Source organism: Kitasatospora sp. NPDC004723, assembly GCF_040609255.1.
In the GTDB taxonomy this organism is placed as follows: domain Bacteria; phylum Actinomycetota; class Actinomycetes; order Streptomycetales; family Streptomycetaceae; genus Kitasatospora.
The window spans coordinates 57,907-73,250 of sequence record NZ_JBEXJT010000001.1 but is presented as its reverse complement, the minus strand read 5'-3'; the positions used below and the strand labels follow the sequence as shown (position 1 = coordinate 73,250).

Here is a 15,344-nt window from a genome sequence, read left to right as displayed (position 1 = left end):
CTCCCCTTCACTCCTGGGAGTGAGAGCGGACGCGAACCGTAACCTTTCCGCCGCCCCGGCGGGCTGAACGCCGCTGCGCCGCTGGTCCTACGACCAGGGCCCGATGTCGTTTCCCCCGGTCGCGGGCTACCGTGCGGTACGTGTACCCGTCCCCGCAGCCCGAAGCTGCCTCCCAAGCGACCCCCGACGAGTTCCGGGCGGCGCTCTCCCAGCTCGCCGCCGGTGTGAGCCTGGTGACCGTCCACGACCCGGACGACGGAGAGGACGTCGGCATGACCGCCACGTCCTTCCTCTCGGTGTCGCTGGAACCGCCGCTGGTCCTGATCTCCGTCCGGGAGGACTCCCGGATGGACGAGGTGCTCTCCCGCACCGACACCTGGGCCGTCTCCCTGTTGTCGGAGAACCAGAAGGCGCTCGGCTCGCGGTTCGCGATGAAGGGCCGGCTCAGCGACCGGCTGCTGTTCGCCGACGCCCCGCACCACCGGGGCCCGTACAGCGGGGCCCCGCTGATCGACGGCGCGCTCGCCACCGTGGAGTGCCGCACCGAGCAGCGGATAGCCGCTGGTGACCACACCCTGCTGCTCGGCCGCGTCCTGGAGGCGACGGTGCCCGACCCGGGCGGCCGTCCGCTGCTGTACTTCCGCGGCGGCTACCGCACCCTGGGCTGAACCGGCCCGCCCGGCCGCACGGCAAGGGCCTACCCCTCGCCGCGCGGGGAGCGCCGCCCCTGCTTCAGCTCGGAGCGGTGCCGCTTGTTGGAGAGCCGCCGCTCGACCATGCCCCGGCTGGGCTTGGTCGCCCGGCGCGCCTTCGGCGGCGGCGCGGTCGCCTCGCCGAGCAGCGAAGCCAGCCGGGCCGCGGCGATCTCCCGGTTGCGCCACTGCGAGCGGTGCTCCGAGGCCCGGACCACCAGCACCCGCCCGTCCGCCAGCCGGCCCGCCAGCCGCTCCAGGGCACGCTGCTTCCACACCTCGGGCAGCGCGGTGGAGGCCGCCAGGTCGTAGCGGAGCTCGACCTGGGTGTCGGAGGTGTTGACGTGCTGGCCGCCGGGGCCGGAGGAACGCGAGAAGCGCCAGACGAGCTCGGCGTCGGGGACGACCACCGATCCCCGTACGCGGATGGGCTCGGGCATGGGTCCATCATCCCGCGCCGGGCCGTGCCGGTCACCCTGTTATCCGGCCGGGTCCGCAGCCCCGACAATGGCCAGTGTGATCGAGCTCGGCTACTCCCTCTCCAACCGCTTCCCCGACCCCCCGCAGACCGACTACCGGACCGCGGGCGTGCGCGAACTGCGGTACGACCTGTTCTGCGGCGACGTCTTCCTCGACGCCGAGGGCGCCGACCTGTCCACAGCCTGGGGATGGGTCCCGGTGCTGGACTTCGCCTGGGCGCTGTGCGACATCGTCGAGGAACTCGACCGCGACCCGGCCGGCGGCCGCGCGGCCCGGGTGCAGACCGCCGATCTCGACTTCACCCAGAACACCGAGTTGCTGCGGTTCGCCCGCCGCTTCAACTGGGTCGAGATCACCGCGACCTGGCTGCCCGACGAGCCGCCTGCGGTGGTGCGCCACGGCGACCTGCGCCGGGAGGCCCGGGATTTCCTCCAGGACACCCTCGCCGACCTCTTCGACATGCACCCCGACCTCGCCGACAATCCGGCGATCTGGGAACTCCAGGGCCGGTTCCGGCGGATCTGACGCGGGAATACCCGAAGCCGTGCCGACGGCTCAAAAGACCCGGCCGTGCGGAACCAATGCCGGCGGTTCCCGCGTTATCCCCGGCAACAAGCAAAGCGAAGGGACAGCACACATCATGCCAGTGAGCCTCTCCAAGGGTGGCAACGTCTCGCTGACCAAGGAGGCCCCCGGCCTGACCGCGGTCACCGTCGGCCTCGGCTGGGACGTCCGCACCACGACCGGTGCCGAGTTCGACCTGGACGCCAGCGCGATCGTGCTGAACGCGGACGGCAAGGTGCTGTCCAACAGCCACTTCGTCTTCTTCAACAACACCAGCACGCCGGACAGCACCGTCGTCCACACCGGTGACAACCGCACCGGCGAGGGCGCCGGCGACGACGAGGCGATCAACGTCAACCTGGCCGGGCTGCCGGCCGAGGCCGCCCGGATCACCTTCCCGGTCTCGATCTACGACGCCGTCGCCCGGTCGCAGAACTTCGGCCAGGTCCGCAACGCCTACATCCGCGTGGTGAACTCCGCCGGCGGCGCCGAGATCGCCCGCTACGACCTCTCCGAGGACGCCGCGACCGAGACCGCCATGATCTTCGGCGAGCTCTACCGCAACGGCGCCGAGTGGAAGTTCCGCGCCGTCGGCCAGGGCTACGCCTCCGGCCTGGCCGGCATCGCCCAGGACTTCGGCGTCCAGATCTGACCTTCCGGCACCGCGTGCCGTTGCGGCGCCCGTTCCGCCACCCGGCGGGGCGGGCGCCGTGCCGTTCCCGGGGCCTTGCTCCGGGCCCCGAGCCGGCCTGAACGCGGAAGCGGCGCGGGGCGGACGGTTCCTCCGTCCACCCCGCGCCGCTCGTCGTCCGCCGGCCGCCGACCGCCCGCCTCAGCGCGAGGCGCGCAGCTCCGGCACCTCGATCTGCTCGGTCTCGTCGTGCGGGGTCAGGTCGACCACCTCGGGGGCGTCCTCCTCGACCTTCGGCAGCACCCGGGTCTCCGCCTCCGGGCCCGTCGCGGCCGGCACGGGCGCCTGCGACTGCTCCGGGGCCCGCTCGTCGGCCCGGACCCGAGCCTGCTCGGCCTGCTCCTGCGCCTGGGCCGCGAGCGCCTCGTCGCCGACCACGTCCGCCAGGTCCGCCCGCTCGCCGAGCTCCGCGACGCTGCGCACGGCCGGCGCCGGGGCAGCCGCGCGGACCGCCGCGCCGGCGCCGGCGCCGCGGCCGAAGAAGCTGAAGCCCTGCGGGCGCGGGGCCGCCGAGGCCGCCGGGCGCGGACGCTGCCGCTCGGCCGCCCGCACCGGCGGCGCGGCGGGCGCACCGCCGAGCTGTCCGACGGTCGCCGTCAGCGCCGGCCGGACCGACGCCGCGGGGTCGGCGGGAGCGGCCGGAGCAGCCGGAGCGACCGCGGACGGCGCCGTGCCGGGAGCGGGCACCGAGGGAACGACCGGGGCCGGAACCGCCGGAGCGACCCGCTGGGGCGCCGGAGCGGACGTCGTCGCGGGCGCCGTCCGCGCGCGCAGCGCGACCTCCGCACCCGCCGCGCGCTCCGCCGCCCGCCGGGCCTCCTGCTCGCGCTGGGCCTCCTGCTGCGCCGCCCGCCGCTCCAGCTGCCGCAGCACGGCCGCGGCGCGGACGTACGCGGCCGGACTGGCCGGGTGCCTGGGCCGGCTCGCGGCGAGCGCCCGCTGGGCCGCCTCGGCCTCCTTGAGCGCCTGCTCGGCGACCATCACGGCGCGCTCCTTGAGCAGCCGGGCGATCTCCGTCTCGGCCTTCGCCAGCCGGGACTTCTCCGCGGTCAGCCGGCGCCCGAACCTGGTCGCCCGCTCCTCGGCCACCTCGGCCGCGTACTCGGCCTCGGCGAGCTGCTCCTCGAACCGCTCGTCGGCCCGCAGCCGCTGGGCGACGGAGACCTCGGCCGCCGCCCGCGCGGCCCGGTCACGCTGCCGCAGCAGCACGGCGAAGCCGAGCGTGGCGAGCACCGCGGCCGCGCCCACCGAACGGACCAGCACGGTGTCCTGACTGAAAAGCAGCGCCCCCAACGCGGCGACGATGAGCACGCCGGCGGCGGTGGGGGGAAGGACCCGGCCGAGGACGGAGGAATGACGGTGGCGTCCGCGAGACATGCCACGAAACTAGCGTGCGAATTGGGGCCGTGTCAGCCCAGGGTCCGGTTCGGCCCTTGACAGCGCACCGGCTTTACCGGACGCATCCGGAAAATCACTCAAGATCACCGGAAATGCGCTGGTCAGCGGTGGGTGGGAGCCGGACCGGGGCCGCCCGGGTCGTCATGGTTCTCCGGCAGCCGGCAGATGTGCTGCAGCCAGAGCGCCGCCGCGATCACAGCCGCGCCGGCCAGCACCGCGAGGCCGGCGGTGATCGCCTGGTCCTTGCGGGCCGGCACGTCCAGCTCGCCCAGCAGGTAGATCCCGGCGCCCGCGTAGACCCCGGTGACCACCGCCGAGACCAGCGCGCTGGCCTGCCCGAGCACCAGCGCCCGGGCCGCGCCCAGCGGGTCCACCCGCTTCGCCCCGGGCTGCCGCTCACGCACCGCCTTGAGCCGCGAGCGCAGCGAGAGCGCGGTCGCGAGCAGGATCACCGCCACCGCGGCCAGCACCACCGGCGCCGCGCCCGGTACCGCGGGCAGCGTGTCCAGGGCGGCCCACAGCTTGGCGCCGGCCCAGGACAGCGCCGTCGTGGCGGCGGTGATGCCGATCAGCAGACGGAGGCGAAGCAGCTTCACTCGGACGAGGTCCTTTCCCGGGCGGCGGGTACGACGGCGTCAGGCCACCGTACCGGGCCCCGGCCCAACGGGTCCCGGACCGGGGCGTGCCCCTGGGTCTACGCCCGGCGGCCCGGCAGGAGTTCCCCGGCCTGCACGGACCGCCCCGGACGCATGGCCTACTCGGGCAGCGTCAGCCGGATGTCCTCGCGCCGCCGGACGCCCTGGGCGTCCGGGCCGCCGAGCGCCGCCAGCAGCTCGGCCACCGGCCCGTGCCCGGGCACCTCGGCGTCCGGCTGGGCGTCCAGCCACGGGGCGAGCACGAAGGCCCGCTCGTGCGAGCGCGGGTGCGGCAGCAGCAGCTGCGGGTCCTCGCTGACGACGCCCTCGTAGGCCAGGATGTCGACGTCCAGGGTGCGCGGGCCCCAGTGCACGGTGCGGACCCGGCCGAAGGCGTCCTCGATCGCGTTGCCGCGCTCCAGCAGGTCCTGCGGCGGCAGCGAGGTGCGCAGCACGACCACCGCGTTGTAGTAGGCGGGCTGCTCGGCGGGGCCGCCCACGGCCTCCGTCTCGTACACCGCGGAGACGGCCTTGACCTTCAGCCCGGGCGTGTCCGCGAGGGCGTCCACGGCCCCCTGCAGGGTGTCCAGGCGGTTGCCGAGGTTGGAGCCGAGGGCGACCACGGCGCAGCGCTGGCTGTGCAGGGTCGTGTCGACCGAGTCCACCCGCTGCTCCAGGTCGAAGGCGCTCGGCGCGGCGTTCGGGTCACTTGTGGTCATCGGACTTCCCCTATGGCTGAGACGGGCCCTACGGCGGGCACCGGACGGACCGGGCGGGTCATCCGCGGGTCCGGTGGATGGTCACGGTCACGTCGTCGAACGGCACGGTGATCGGGGCGTCCGGCTTGTGCACGGTCACCTCGACCTCCTCCACCGGCTCGTGCTTCAGGCACTGGTCCGCGATCCGCTGGGCCAGGGTCTCGATCAGCTCCACCGGCTCGCCGGCGATGATCGCGGTGACCTCCTCGGCCACGATGCCGTAGTGCGCCGTACGGGTCAGGTCGTCGTCGGCGGCGGCGGGGCGGGTGTCCAGGTACAGCACCAGGTCCACCACGAAGGTCTGGCCTTCGGCCCGCTCGCGCTCGAATACGCCGTGGTGACCGCGGGCGCGCAGGCCCCGCAGGGTGACGCGGTCCAGCAAACGAATCACTGCTCCAAGTCGGACGGGCCCCGTCCCGGGCAAGAGCGACGGGCAGGGCGGAGACGGGCGTCGCGCCCGCCGCTGACCTTTTCGAATCTACCCGCGCGCGCCGACAACACCCGACCGTCCTACCCGGCACGAACCGTCGCCACGCGCACCGGAATGGCGATTGACGTGAACGTTCGGTGACTTGTCGGGAATTCCCCGGTCACCGCCCGGCGACGTTTTCCCGTGATTCCCCGCCGCGGCCCGGAATCAGTCCTCGTCGTCCTCGTCGGCGCTGGTCAGAACGGGTGAACCGTGGTGCGACCAGAGTTTCCACCCGCCCGGGGTGCGCCGGAAGAGATTGGTGGACACGACCTTTCCCCCGACCAGTGGCCCGAGCTCGCCCTCCTGTTCGGCCTCGCCGCCGGAAAGGATGTTCTCGGTGCACGTGACAAGGGCCACATCGCCGTGCACCTCCGCTTCCTCGTCGGTGAGGATGAACTGGATGTACTCGGTGTTCGCCATGATCAGCATGTACGAGCGGGTCACCTGGGCCCGTCCGCGCAGCACCGGCCACCCCGGGTGGACGCAGACCACGCCCCCCTTGTCGTCCGCCTCGCCGGCGCCCAGCCAGGCGTCCTCGACCGCCGCGAGGTCGCCGGTCTCCAGCGCCTCGTAGAGCGCCCGGTTGGCGGCCAGGACCGCTTCCCGGTCCTCCCCGCCGGCCCGTCGGCCCGCCGTCTCCCCGCTCAACCTGCCGTCACCCGCCATGACCCTCCCGTCCTTCGCCAAGCGCTCGTCCCTGCCGGGCCGCGCGCTGCCAGGCCGCGACCACCCGGACGGCGTCCGCCGTGCCGGCCACGTCGTGCACCCGCACCGCCCAGGCACCGGCCTGTGCCGACAGCACCGACACCGCGGCGGTCGCGTGGTCGCGCTCCCGGGCCGGGCGCAGTTCCCCGGTTTCCGGGTCGGCGAGCAGCGTACCCAGGAACCGCTTGCGCGATGCGGCGACCAGGACGGGCCGGCCGAGCGCGGTGAGCGCGTCGAGCCGGCCGAGCAGGGCCCAGTTGTGCTCGGAGGTCTTGGCGAAGCCGAGTCCCGGGTCCAGGATCAGCTGCTCCTCCTTGACTCCGGCGGCGAGCAGGGCGTCGACCCGGGCGGTCAGCTCGCCGACCACGTCGGTCACCACGTCGTCGTAGACGGCCAGCCGGTCCATGTCGGCGGACTGCCCGCGCCAGTGCATCACCACGAACGGCGCGCCGGTCCCGGCCACCACCCGGGCCATCGCCGGGTCGGCCAGGCCGCCGGAGACGTCGTTGACGATCAGCGCGCCGGCCTCGACGGCCTGCTCGGCCACCGAGGCCCGCATGGTGTCGACGGAGACCGCCACCCCGGCGGCGGCCAGCTCCCGCACCACCGGCACGACCCGGCGCAGCTCCTCCTCCTCGGGGACGCGCTGCGAGCCGGGGCGGGTGGACTCGCCGCCGACGTCGACCAGGTCGGCGCCCCGGGCGCGCAGCGCGAGCCCGTGCGCGATCGCCTTGGCGGGGTCGTGCCACAGCCCGCCGTCGGAGAAGGAGTCCGGGGTCACGTTGACCACGCCCATGACGGCGCAGCGGTCGAGCCGCGGCAGTCCGGGCGGTGGCGGGAAGGGCACCGAATCGCTCATAACCCCCATTATCTGACCCGCCGCCTCCGGCCACCCGGCGCCCACCCCCCGGAAGGCGGCCGGCCCCCGCCGAGGAGCGTCCTCGACGGGGGCCGGCACCGCTGCCGCACGGCTCAGGCGGCCTCGGTGACCTCCGGCCTGGGGCCGTCCGGCAGCCCCTTGCGCTGCGGCTTGCGCCCGAAGCGGGGCATGCCCAGCGTGATGAAGGCCTCCGCCTGCATCGCCGCGAAGCCGATCCGGGGCAGGTCGCGGTTGTTCGGGAAGACCAGGAACCGGGGCTCCCACTCCGGCTGGAACTTCGCGTTGAACTTGTACAGCGACTCGATCTGGAACCAGCGCGACAGGAACACCAGCAGCCCGCGCCAGGCGCGCAGCACCGGTCCGGCGCCGATCCGCTCGCCGCGGGCCAGCGCCGAGCGGAACATCGCGAAGTTCAGCGACACCCGGCGCACGCCCATCGCCGGCACGGCCTGCAGCGCGGCGACGATCAGCAGCTCGTTCAGGCCCGGATCGGCCGCCCGGTCACGGCGCATCAGCTCCAGCGAGATGCCGTCCTCGCCCCAGGGCACGAAGTGCAGCACGGCCTTGAGGTCGTCACCGGTCTCGCCCTCCTCGGGCGCCTTGTGGGCGGTGACCACCACGCAGTCGTCGTCGCCCGGGTCGCCGAAGCGGCCGAGCGCCATCGAGAAGCCGCGCTCGGTGTCGGTGCCGCGCCAGCGGGCCGCGGCGTCGGCGATCCGCTGCTTCTCCTCCAGGGGCAGCTCGGCGACACGGCGGACCTGGCAGGAGTAGCCGTTGCGCTCGATCCGCTTGACCATCTGGCGGACGTTGCGCATGGCCCGCCCGGCGAGCGAGAAGGTCGCGGTGTCGACGATCGCCTCGTCGCCCAGCTCCAGCGCGTCCAGCCCCGCCTCGCGGGTCCAGACCTCGCCGCCGACCTCGCTGCAACCCATCACGGCCGGCACCCAGGCGTGCTCGCGGGCCTCGGCCATGAACACCTTGATCGCACCGGGCCAGGCCTCGACGTCGCCGACCGGGTCGCCCGAGGCGAGCATGACGCCGGAGACCACCCGGTAGGAGATCGCGGCCTTGCCGGTGGGCGAGAACAGCACGCTCTTGTCCCGGCGCAGCGCGAAGTAGCCGAGCGAGTCCCGCTCGCCGTGCCGCTGCAGCAGCGCCCGGACCTTCTCCTCGTCCTCGGCGGTCAGCTCCGGCTTGGGCTTCTCCGGCCGCAGCGCCAGGTAGGTGGTGGTGAGGGCGGTGAACAGACCCATCGCGCCGAGCAGGTAGCCGACCAGGTCCTCGATCCGGTCCGCGTTGTAGTGCACCGGGCCCTCGAAGCCGAACAGCCCGTAGACCACGTGCTCCAGCCGCTGGTAGAGGCCCGGGTCGCCGACCTCGTACTTGGTCCGGGTACTGACGACCAGCAGGCCGAGCAGGACGCTGACGGTGCCCAGCACGACCAGGTTGACCACGGCGCGCCAGCGGGTGCGCGGGTCGGCCTTGGCGTAGAACTCGCGCCGGTGGATCAGCATGACCGCGAACAGCACCATCGAGATGACCGCCGGGCCGAGCTGGTGCCAGCGCAGCAGGTGCAGCGCCGCGCCGATCGGCAGCAGCACGCACACCGCGCGCCAGGCGCGCCGCTTGCGCCGGCGCAGCGCGTGCGCGAGCAGTACCAGCAGCAGGCCGATCATCAGGGTGCCGGCGGCGGCCAGCGTGGTGGTGCCACCGGGCAGCTGCCCGGCGAAGGTGTGCACCTTGGTGTGCCGGAGCCTGGGGAACACCGCGCTGGCGATGTCCACCAGACCGATCAGCAGACAGGTGTAACCGACCGCACCGGGGAGCCAGGCCCTCGGAACGGCGGCCGCCTGGGTGCGAAGCGTCTGCAGACCGCGACGACGCGGGGGCTGCTCGGGGCTCGGCTCAACGGACACGGGAACGCTCATGGAGGTTCAGCGTAGGGGCTGTGGAGGGGTGTCCGGTCACTCCGGGGTGGGAGCCGTGATGGACCTTCATGCCTTTTCCTTCATCAGGCAATACGCACACCAAGGAACCGGAAACGAAGGGTAAACCGGCACCCTGGGGGCGCTGCGAATTGAGCCGAGGGGTGGGCGCCGGGGCCCCTCACCGCGTGGCGCGACGGGCCCCCGCGTACGTCCTACGTACGGTGGACGCCGCATTTTAGGGCGTCGGTTGCGTGCGCGCACCGTCGGCCTCCCGGGCCCCGCCCGGCGTCCGGACAGCCTAGCCGCGGTGGCCGGGACTGACGCACCGCCAGACGATGAAGCCTGCACCGACAGTGTCCCACCGGAAGGCCGACGGTATGGAACTGACCAGCGACGCGCTGATGAACTCGCTGCTTGCCCTGGGTTCGGCGGCGCTCGTGACCACCCTCTGGGTCTGGCCCAGACTGGCGCGGCAGCGACCGCTGCCGATGCTCGGCCGGGTGGGACTGCTGACCGTCACTCAGGCCTCGGTGCTGGCGGTGCTGGCGCTCAGCGTCAACAATTCCTTCGGGTTCTACACCTCCTGGGACGACCTGCTCAACCCCGGCGGCACCAAGCTCGCCCTCACCAGCAACGAGAACCACCGCAACGGCGTCCCGGCCGGAGACGCCCTGCTGGAGCCGACCGACGACAGCGGCATGCAGAGCATCGGGGACCTGCCCAAGGGGGCACCCGAAGAGGTGGGGAAGGTCGAGTCGGTCCGGATCACCGGAAAGGAGACCGGACTGTCCGACCAGATGTTCGTCTACCTGCCGCCGGAGTACTTCGACCCGAAGCTCGGCCTGACCCGCTTCCCGGTGCTGCTGACCATCGCCGGCTACCCCGGCACCACGCTCAACCTGATGAAGGACCTGCCGGTCATCCAGACCGCGGTGGAGCTCCAGCGCTCCGGGAAGATGCAGCCGGCCATCGTGGTGCTGGCCCGCCCGACCCTCGCCCCGCCGCGCGACACCGAGTGCGTGGACGTCGTCGGCGGGCCGCGCACCGAGACCTGGTTCACCAAGGACGTCCCCGAGGCGCTGCGCTCCGCCTACCGGATCGGCCGCTCCCCGGCCTCCTGGGGCGTCTTCGGCTACTCGACCGGAGGCAGCTGCGCGCTGCGGCTGGCGATGCGCTTCCCGACCGTCTTCGGCAGCGCGGGCGGGCTGCACGCCGACTTCAAGGTCAACGAGGACCAGTTCACCGGCGGCAGCCTGTTCGGCGGGGACCGGACGCTGGCCGAGCAGAGCGACCTCGCCTGGCGGCTGCAGAACCTGCCCGCCCCGCCGCTGTCGATGCTGGTGGTCTCCACCCGCAAGGAGTCCGACTACCCGCAGACCGTCCAGTTCGTCGAGCTGGCCCAGCAGGTCGCCGCCGCCAACCCGCAGTTCCAGGCGGAGTCGATGTACCTGGACGACGGCGGCCACAACTTCGAGAGCTGGGTGCGCGAGCTGCCCGCCGCGCTGGAGTGGATGGGCCGCCACCTCGGCTGACCCCTCGGCCGGCCCCTCCGCCGACCCCTGGCGCCGCTGGGCGGGTGATTACCGGCCGGTCGGGCGCGGTGCCGGCCACCGCGGGGGACGTATCTCGACCGCCCCGGCCGAACGACGGCCGGGGCCGCCCCCGATCCGGGCAGGAGGCCCCATGCTCAGCACCCGATCGCTCTTCGACGAGATCTACCGGAACGACGAGGCCTACCAGCTGTTCTGCAGCATCGCCGCCGGCGGCGAGGACCAGGGCGGGTGGGAGAACGAACGGATCACCGAACTCACCCGCGACCCGGTGCTCGCACCGAAGATCGCCCGGCACGGCGCCGACGAGCGCAAGCACGGCCGGATCTTCACCCAGTTGCTGCACAAGCGCGGCCTGCCGAGGGTCGGTGTGCCCGCCGACACCGACTACTGCATGCTGCTGGAGCGCCAGGGCGTCGGCCTCGCCCACGAGCGGCTGACCAGCGCGGTCCCGCTGACCGACCGCGAGATCATCACCTACCTGGCGCACAGCCGGGTCACCGAGCAGCGCGCGGCCGAGCAGATGCGCCAGCTCGTCAAGGCGTACGGGGACAACCCCGACCTCGGCCGGGCGATGCGGATGATCTCGGCCGACGAGGACAACCACCTCGCCTACTGCCACGAGGAGCTGCTGCGGCTGACCGCCGAGGGGCACGGACCGTACATCCGCCACGTGCTGGAGACCAGCGCCCGCGGCGAGATCCGCACCCACCGGGACGTCGGCCTCGCGGTGACGTCCCGGATGGCGCGGATCCTCGGCTGGCCGCGCTGGCAGCTGACCGTGGTCACGGCCGGCGTGCGCGCGCTCTACCTGTACGACCTGCTGTACGGCTGGCGGCGGATGGTGCGGCTGCGGATGCCCGCGCGCCGCAACGCGCTGGGCACCCCGGCCCCGCCGCACGCCGAACCGGAGCCCGAGCCCGAGCCCGAGCCGATCTGACCGGCCCGCGCCCGTCCGGCCAGCGCGGCGCCCGCGGGGACGCCGCGCCCCGGTCAGCGACCGATGATGAGGCTCATCGCCTCGGCCCGGGTGGCCGGGTCGCGCAGCTGTCCGCGCACGCAGGAGGTGATGGTCTTGGCGCCGGGCTTGCGGATGCCGCGCATCGACATGCACATGTGCTCGCACTCGACCACGACGATCGCCCCGCGCGGCTCCAGGATCCGCATCAGGGCGTCGGCGACCTGACTGGTGAGCCGCTCCTGCACCTGCGGCCGGCGGGCGTACACGTCGACCAGCCGGGCCAGCTTGGACAGGCCGGTGATCTTGCCGCTGGTGGACGGGATGTACCCGACGTGCGCGACACCCCGGAACGGCACCAGGTGGTGCTCGCAGACCGAGGTCAGCTCGATGTCCTTGACCAGCACCATCTCGTCGTGGCCGAGGTCGAAGGTGGTGGTCAGGACGTCCTCGGGCTCCTGCCAGAGTCCCGCGAATATCTCCTTGTACGCCCGGGCCACCCGGGCCGGCGTCTCCAGCAGGCCCTCGCGGTCCGGGTCCTCGCCGACGGCCAGCAGCAGCTCGCGAATGGCGTTCTCGGCCCGCTTCTGGTCGAAGGTGCCGACGGCGGGCGGACCGTCGAGCGTCACCGGGTCGATCATGCGGGCCTCGCTAACTGGTTGACGAACAAGGGTTGAACAGCACGGATGCCGCGCCTCCAGGGTACAAACCCCGGTGACGCGGCATCCATTCCGTCGGGTGCCGGGCTCCCGTCAGCCCTCGGTGGGCGGGTCGATCGGCAGCGGTGGGAGCTTCACCACGTCGGCCGGGGCGGCCTCGGCGGCGGTGGCGCCGTTGGTGAGCGCCAGCTCCTTGGGCGACTGCACCGGCGGGCGGGTGGACGGCGTCCGGCGGGCGGAGCCGGTCCACGCCGGACGGGCCGGGCGCTTGACGATCGGGGCGAAGATCTCGGCGATCTGCTCCTTGTTGAGGGTCTCCTTCTCCAGGAGCTCCAGAACCAGGTTGTCGAGCACGTCGCGGTTCTCGACCAGGATCTCCCAGGCCTCGTTGTGCGCGGACTCGATGAGCTTCTTGACCTCCTCGTCGACCAGCCCGGCGACCTCCTCGGAGTAGTCGCGCTGGTGACCCATCTCGCGGCCCAGGAACGGCTCCGAGTTGTCGCTGCCGAACTTGATCGCGCCCAGCCGCTCGGTCATGCCGTACTGGGTGACCATGGCCCGCGCGGTGGCGGTGGCCTTCTCGATGTCGTTCGAGGCACCGGTGGTCGGGTCGTGGAAGACCAGCTCCTCCGCCGCACGCCCGCCCAGCATGTAGGCCAGCTGGTCGAGCATCTCGTTGCGGGTGGTGGAGTACTTGTCCTCTTCCGGCAGCACCATGGTGTAGCCGAGGGCCCGGCCGCGGGACAGGATGGTGATCTTGTGCACCGGGTCGCTGTACTGGCAGGCCGCCGCCACCAGGGCGTGACCGCCCTCGTGGTACGCGGTGATCTTCTTCTCCTTGTCGGACATGATCCGCGTGCGCTTCTGCGGACCCGCCACGACGCGGTCGATCGCCTCGTCCAGGATGTTGTTGTCGATCAGCTTCTTGTCCGAGCGGGCGGTCAGCAGGGCCGCCTCGTTCAGGACGTTCGACAGATCGGCACCGGTGAAGCCGGGGGTGCGCTTGGCGACGGCCGAGAGGTCGACGTCGGGCGCGATCGGCTTGCCCTTCTGGTGCACCTTGAGGATGTCCAGACGGCCCTGGAGGTCGGGGCGCTCGACCGCGATCTGGCGGTCGAAGCGGCCCGGGCGCAGCAGCGCCGGGTCCAGGATGTCCGGGCGGTTGGTGGCGGCGATCAGGATGACGCCGCCCTTGACGTCGAAGCCGTCCATCTCGACCAGCAGCTGGTTGAGGGTCTGCTCACGCTCGTCGTGGCCGCCGCCGAGGCCCGCACCGCGGTGCCGGCCGACGGCGTCGATCTCGTCGACGAAGACGATCGCCGGGGCGTTCGCCTTGGCCTGCTCGAAGAGGTCGCGGACGCGGCTGGCGCCGACACCGACGAACATCTCGACGAAGTCCGAGCCCGAGATCGAGTAGAACGGCACGCCGGCCTCGCCCGCGACGGCGCGCGCCAGCAGGGTCTTGCCGGTACCGGGCGGGCCGTAGAGCAGCACGCCCTTGGGGATCTTGGCGCCGACGGCCTGGAACTTGGCCGGCTCCTGCAGGAACTCCTTGATCTCGTGGAGCTCCTCGACCGCCTCGTCCGCGCCGGCGACGTCGGCGAAGGTGGTCTTCGGGGTGTCCTTGGTGAGCAGCTTGGCCTTGGACTTGCCGAACTGCATGACGCGCGAGCCGCCGCCCTGCATCTGGTTCATCAGGAACAGGAAGACCAGCACGATGATCACGATGGGCAGCATCGACAGCAGCAGGCTGACGAGGGTGCTCTGCTTCTCCGGGCTGATGGTGTAGCCCTCGGAGAGCGTGCTCTGGTCGTTGTCGTTGATCTGGGCCTGCAGCTTGTCGGCGATCGCGACGCCCTGGTCGCCGATGTACGAGGCCTGGAACTTGCTGCCGGACTGCGGCTTGCCGGTGCCCACGTTGGGCAGCTTGGCGCCGTCCTTCAGCTGAATCTTGATGGTGTTCGAATCACCCGTGGTGATCTGCGCCGACTTGACCTGCTTCGCGTCGATCGCTGCAACGACCTGGCCGGTGTCCACCGTCTTGTAGCCGTTCGAGTCCGAAACGACCTGCATCAGCACGACAACGGCGAGGACGGCCAGCACGATCCACATGATCGGCGCACGGAAGTATCGCTTGACGTCCATCCATGCGGGGCGTTGCCGCCCCGTCCCTCCTGCCACTCAACGGCGCCGCGTGGCTGTGGGCCGCCGGCGCATTCGGTCAGTGCTCATGTGAAGAGCGGTTTATTGGACCGTACCGCAGTGCGACCCCCACGTGGCGGGAGCACGGCGATACGACGTTCTTCTATGGTCCCCCGGATCCAACGGGTGGGAACAGGCTCCTGTTCCCGCCCGTCGTCCGAACGGGTTCTCAGCCGCCGTAGACGTGCGGCGCGAGGGTGCCGATGAACGGCAGGTTGCGCAGCTTCTCCGCGTAGTCGAGGCCGTAGCCGACGACGAACTCGTTGGGGATGTCGAAGCCGACGTACTTGACGTCGATCTCGACCTTCGCCGCGTCCGGCTTGCGCAGCAGGGCACAGACCTCCAGGGAGGCCGGGCCGCGCGAGCCCAGGTTGCCGAGCAGCCAGGACAGGGTCAGACCGGAGTCGATGATGTCCTCGACGATCAGCACGTCGCGGCCGGCGATGTCGGTGTCGAGGTCCTTCAGGATCCGCACCACGCCGGAGGACTTGGTGCCCATCCCGTAGGAGGAGACGGCCATCCAGTCCATGGTGACCTGCGAGTGCAGGGTGCGGGCCAGGTCCGCCATGACCATCACGGCCCCCTTGAGGACGCCGACGATCAGCAGGTCCTTGCCTGCGTAGTCCCGGTCGATGCGCTCGGCCAGCTCCAGGAGCTTGGCGTCGATCTCGTCCTTGCTGATGAGCACCTTCGCGAGGTCAGCGCCCATGTCGTTCTGGTCCACCGGGGATACGTCCTCAAACGTGTCGGGGTCTGGATGGCCGGCGGCCGG

General features: G+C 72.2%; 16 protein-coding genes. 5 read left to right on the top strand and 11 right to left on the bottom strand.

Features of this window, described 5'->3' with window-relative positions; genetic code table 11:
• Positions 1–140: 140 nt before the first annotated feature.
• Positions 141–668 carry a flavin reductase family protein gene (locus tag ABZW10_RS00385; protein ID WP_355357512.1) on the top strand — a complete coding sequence of 176 codons (528 nt, stop codon included), beginning with the start codon at positions 141–143 and terminating at the stop codon, positions 666–668.
• A gap of 29 nt (positions 669–697) precedes the next feature.
• Here ABZW10_RS00385 and arfB read toward each other — a convergent pair whose 3' ends face one another.
• Positions 698–1,132 carry an alternative ribosome rescue aminoacyl-tRNA hydrolase ArfB gene (gene arfB, locus ABZW10_RS00380; RefSeq protein ID WP_355357509.1) on the bottom strand — a complete coding sequence of 145 codons (435 nt, stop codon included), beginning with the start codon at positions 1,130–1,132 and terminating at the stop codon, positions 698–700.
• Between the two features lie 76 nt (positions 1,133–1,208).
• Here arfB and ABZW10_RS00375 point away from each other — a divergent pair, with 76 nt between their 5' ends.
• The gene (locus ABZW10_RS00375; protein ID WP_355357506.1) at positions 1,209–1,697 is read left to right on the top strand and encodes a hypothetical protein; all 489 of its coding nucleotides are present in this window, start codon (positions 1,209–1,211) and stop codon (positions 1,695–1,697) included.
• A 115-nt stretch (positions 1,698–1,812) separates the two neighbouring features.
• Positions 1,813–2,388: a TerD family protein gene (locus tag ABZW10_RS00370; RefSeq protein WP_355357503.1), complete on the top strand. Its 576-nt coding sequence runs from the start codon at positions 1,813–1,815 to the stop codon at positions 2,386–2,388.
• 180 nt (positions 2,389–2,568) lie between these two features.
• On the opposite strand, the gene ABZW10_RS00365 is transcribed toward ABZW10_RS00370, so the two are convergent.
• The 7 genes from ABZW10_RS00365 to ABZW10_RS00335 form a co-directional block, all read right to left on the bottom strand.
• Complete coding sequence (locus ABZW10_RS00365) at positions 2,569–3,804, bottom strand: hypothetical protein (RefSeq protein WP_355357500.1); 1,236 nt, start codon at positions 3,802–3,804, stop codon at positions 2,569–2,571.
• 122 nt (positions 3,805–3,926) lie between these two features.
• Positions 3,927–4,421: a DUF3180 domain-containing protein gene (locus tag ABZW10_RS00360; RefSeq protein WP_355357497.1), complete on the bottom strand. Its 495-nt coding sequence runs from the start codon at positions 4,419–4,421 to the stop codon at positions 3,927–3,929.
• Positions 4,422–4,579: 158 nt separating this feature from the next.
• A complete protein-coding gene (gene folK / locus ABZW10_RS00355) occupies positions 4,580–5,179 on the bottom strand; it encodes a 2-amino-4-hydroxy-6-hydroxymethyldihydropteridine diphosphokinase (RefSeq protein ID WP_355357494.1) in 600 nt (199 codons plus the stop codon).
• A gap of 58 nt (positions 5,180–5,237) precedes the next feature.
• The gene (folB, locus tag ABZW10_RS00350; RefSeq protein WP_350570091.1) at positions 5,238–5,597 is read right to left on the bottom strand and encodes a dihydroneopterin aldolase; all 360 of its coding nucleotides are present in this window, start codon (positions 5,595–5,597) and stop codon (positions 5,238–5,240) included.
• A gap of 258 nt (positions 5,598–5,855) precedes the next feature.
• Positions 5,856–6,356 (bottom strand): nuclear transport factor 2 family protein, encoded by a 501-nt coding sequence (locus ABZW10_RS00345; RefSeq protein ID WP_355357491.1) that lies wholly within the window; start codon positions 6,354–6,356, stop codon positions 5,856–5,858.
• A complete protein-coding gene (folP, locus tag ABZW10_RS00340; protein ID WP_355357488.1) occupies positions 6,346–7,263 on the bottom strand; it encodes a dihydropteroate synthase in 918 nt (305 codons plus the stop codon). Before folP ends, ABZW10_RS00345 begins: the two co-directional genes overlap by 11 nt.
• A gap of 104 nt (positions 7,264–7,367) precedes the next feature.
• Positions 7,368–9,203 carry a phosphatidylglycerol lysyltransferase domain-containing protein gene (locus ABZW10_RS00335; protein ID WP_355357485.1) on the bottom strand — a complete coding sequence of 612 codons (1,836 nt, stop codon included), beginning with the start codon at positions 9,201–9,203 and terminating at the stop codon, positions 7,368–7,370.
• 377 nt (positions 9,204–9,580) lie between these two features.
• Between ABZW10_RS00335 and ABZW10_RS00330 the strand changes: the two genes are divergently transcribed.
• Both ABZW10_RS00330 and ABZW10_RS00325 read left to right on the top strand, forming a co-directional pair.
• A complete protein-coding gene (locus ABZW10_RS00330; protein WP_355357482.1) occupies positions 9,581–10,735 on the top strand; it encodes an alpha/beta hydrolase-fold protein in 1,155 nt (384 codons plus the stop codon).
• 151 nt (positions 10,736–10,886) lie between these two features.
• Entirely contained in the window at positions 10,887–11,693 is an 807-nt protein-coding gene (locus tag ABZW10_RS00325; protein ID WP_355357479.1) for a ferritin-like domain-containing protein, read from the top strand.
• 53 nt (positions 11,694–11,746) lie between these two features.
• Here ABZW10_RS00325 and folE read toward each other — a convergent pair whose 3' ends face one another.
• From folE to hpt, 3 genes are all read right to left on the bottom strand, one after another.
• Positions 11,747–12,352 carry a GTP cyclohydrolase I FolE gene (gene folE / locus ABZW10_RS00320; protein WP_030309924.1) on the bottom strand — a complete coding sequence of 202 codons (606 nt, stop codon included), beginning with the start codon at positions 12,350–12,352 and terminating at the stop codon, positions 11,747–11,749.
• A gap of 111 nt (positions 12,353–12,463) precedes the next feature.
• Positions 12,464–14,515: an ATP-dependent zinc metalloprotease FtsH gene (ftsH, locus tag ABZW10_RS00315; RefSeq protein ID WP_355357475.1), complete on the bottom strand. Its 2,052-nt coding sequence runs from the start codon at positions 14,513–14,515 to the stop codon at positions 12,464–12,466.
• Between the two features lie 226 nt (positions 14,516–14,741).
• Positions 14,742–15,296, bottom strand: a complete 555-nt coding sequence (hpt, locus tag ABZW10_RS00310) for a hypoxanthine phosphoribosyltransferase (protein ID WP_049654051.1) — start codon at positions 15,294–15,296, stop codon at positions 14,742–14,744.
• Positions 15,297–15,344: the final 48 nt, after the last annotated feature.

Bases quoted from the DNA above. Each gene is read 5' to 3' on its own strand.
- arfB (WP_355357509.1), bottom strand. From the start codon at position 1,132: ATGCCCGAGCCCATCCGCGTACGGGGATCGGTGGTCGTCCCCGACGCC.
- ABZW10_RS00370 (WP_355357503.1), top strand. From the start codon at position 1,813: ATGCCAGTGAGCCTCTCCAAGGGTGGCAACGTCTCGCTGACCAAGGAG.
- ABZW10_RS00365 (WP_355357500.1), bottom strand. From the start codon at position 3,804: ATGTCTCGCGGACGCCACCGTCATTCCTCCGTCCTCGGCCGGGTCCTT.
- folK (WP_355357494.1), bottom strand. From the start codon at position 5,179: ATGACCACAAGTGACCCGAACGCCGCGCCGAGCGCCTTCGACCTGGAG.
- ABZW10_RS00345 (WP_355357491.1), bottom strand. From the start codon at position 6,356: ATGGCGGGTGACGGCAGGTTGAGCGGGGAGACGGCGGGCCGACGGGCC.
- folP (WP_355357488.1), bottom strand. From the start codon at position 7,263: ATGGGGGTTATGAGCGATTCGGTGCCCTTCCCGCCACCGCCCGGACTG.
- ABZW10_RS00335 (WP_355357485.1), bottom strand. From the start codon at position 9,203: ATGAGCGTTCCCGTGTCCGTTGAGCCGAGCCCCGAGCAGCCCCCGCGT.
- ABZW10_RS00330 (WP_355357482.1), top strand. From the start codon at position 9,581: ATGGAACTGACCAGCGACGCGCTGATGAACTCGCTGCTTGCCCTGGGT.
- ABZW10_RS00325 (WP_355357479.1), top strand. From the start codon at position 10,887: ATGCTCAGCACCCGATCGCTCTTCGACGAGATCTACCGGAACGACGAG.
- folE (WP_030309924.1), bottom strand. From the start codon at position 12,352: ATGATCGACCCGGTGACGCTCGACGGTCCGCCCGCCGTCGGCACCTTC.
- ftsH (WP_355357475.1), bottom strand. From the start codon at position 14,515: ATGGACGTCAAGCGATACTTCCGTGCGCCGATCATGTGGATCGTGCTG.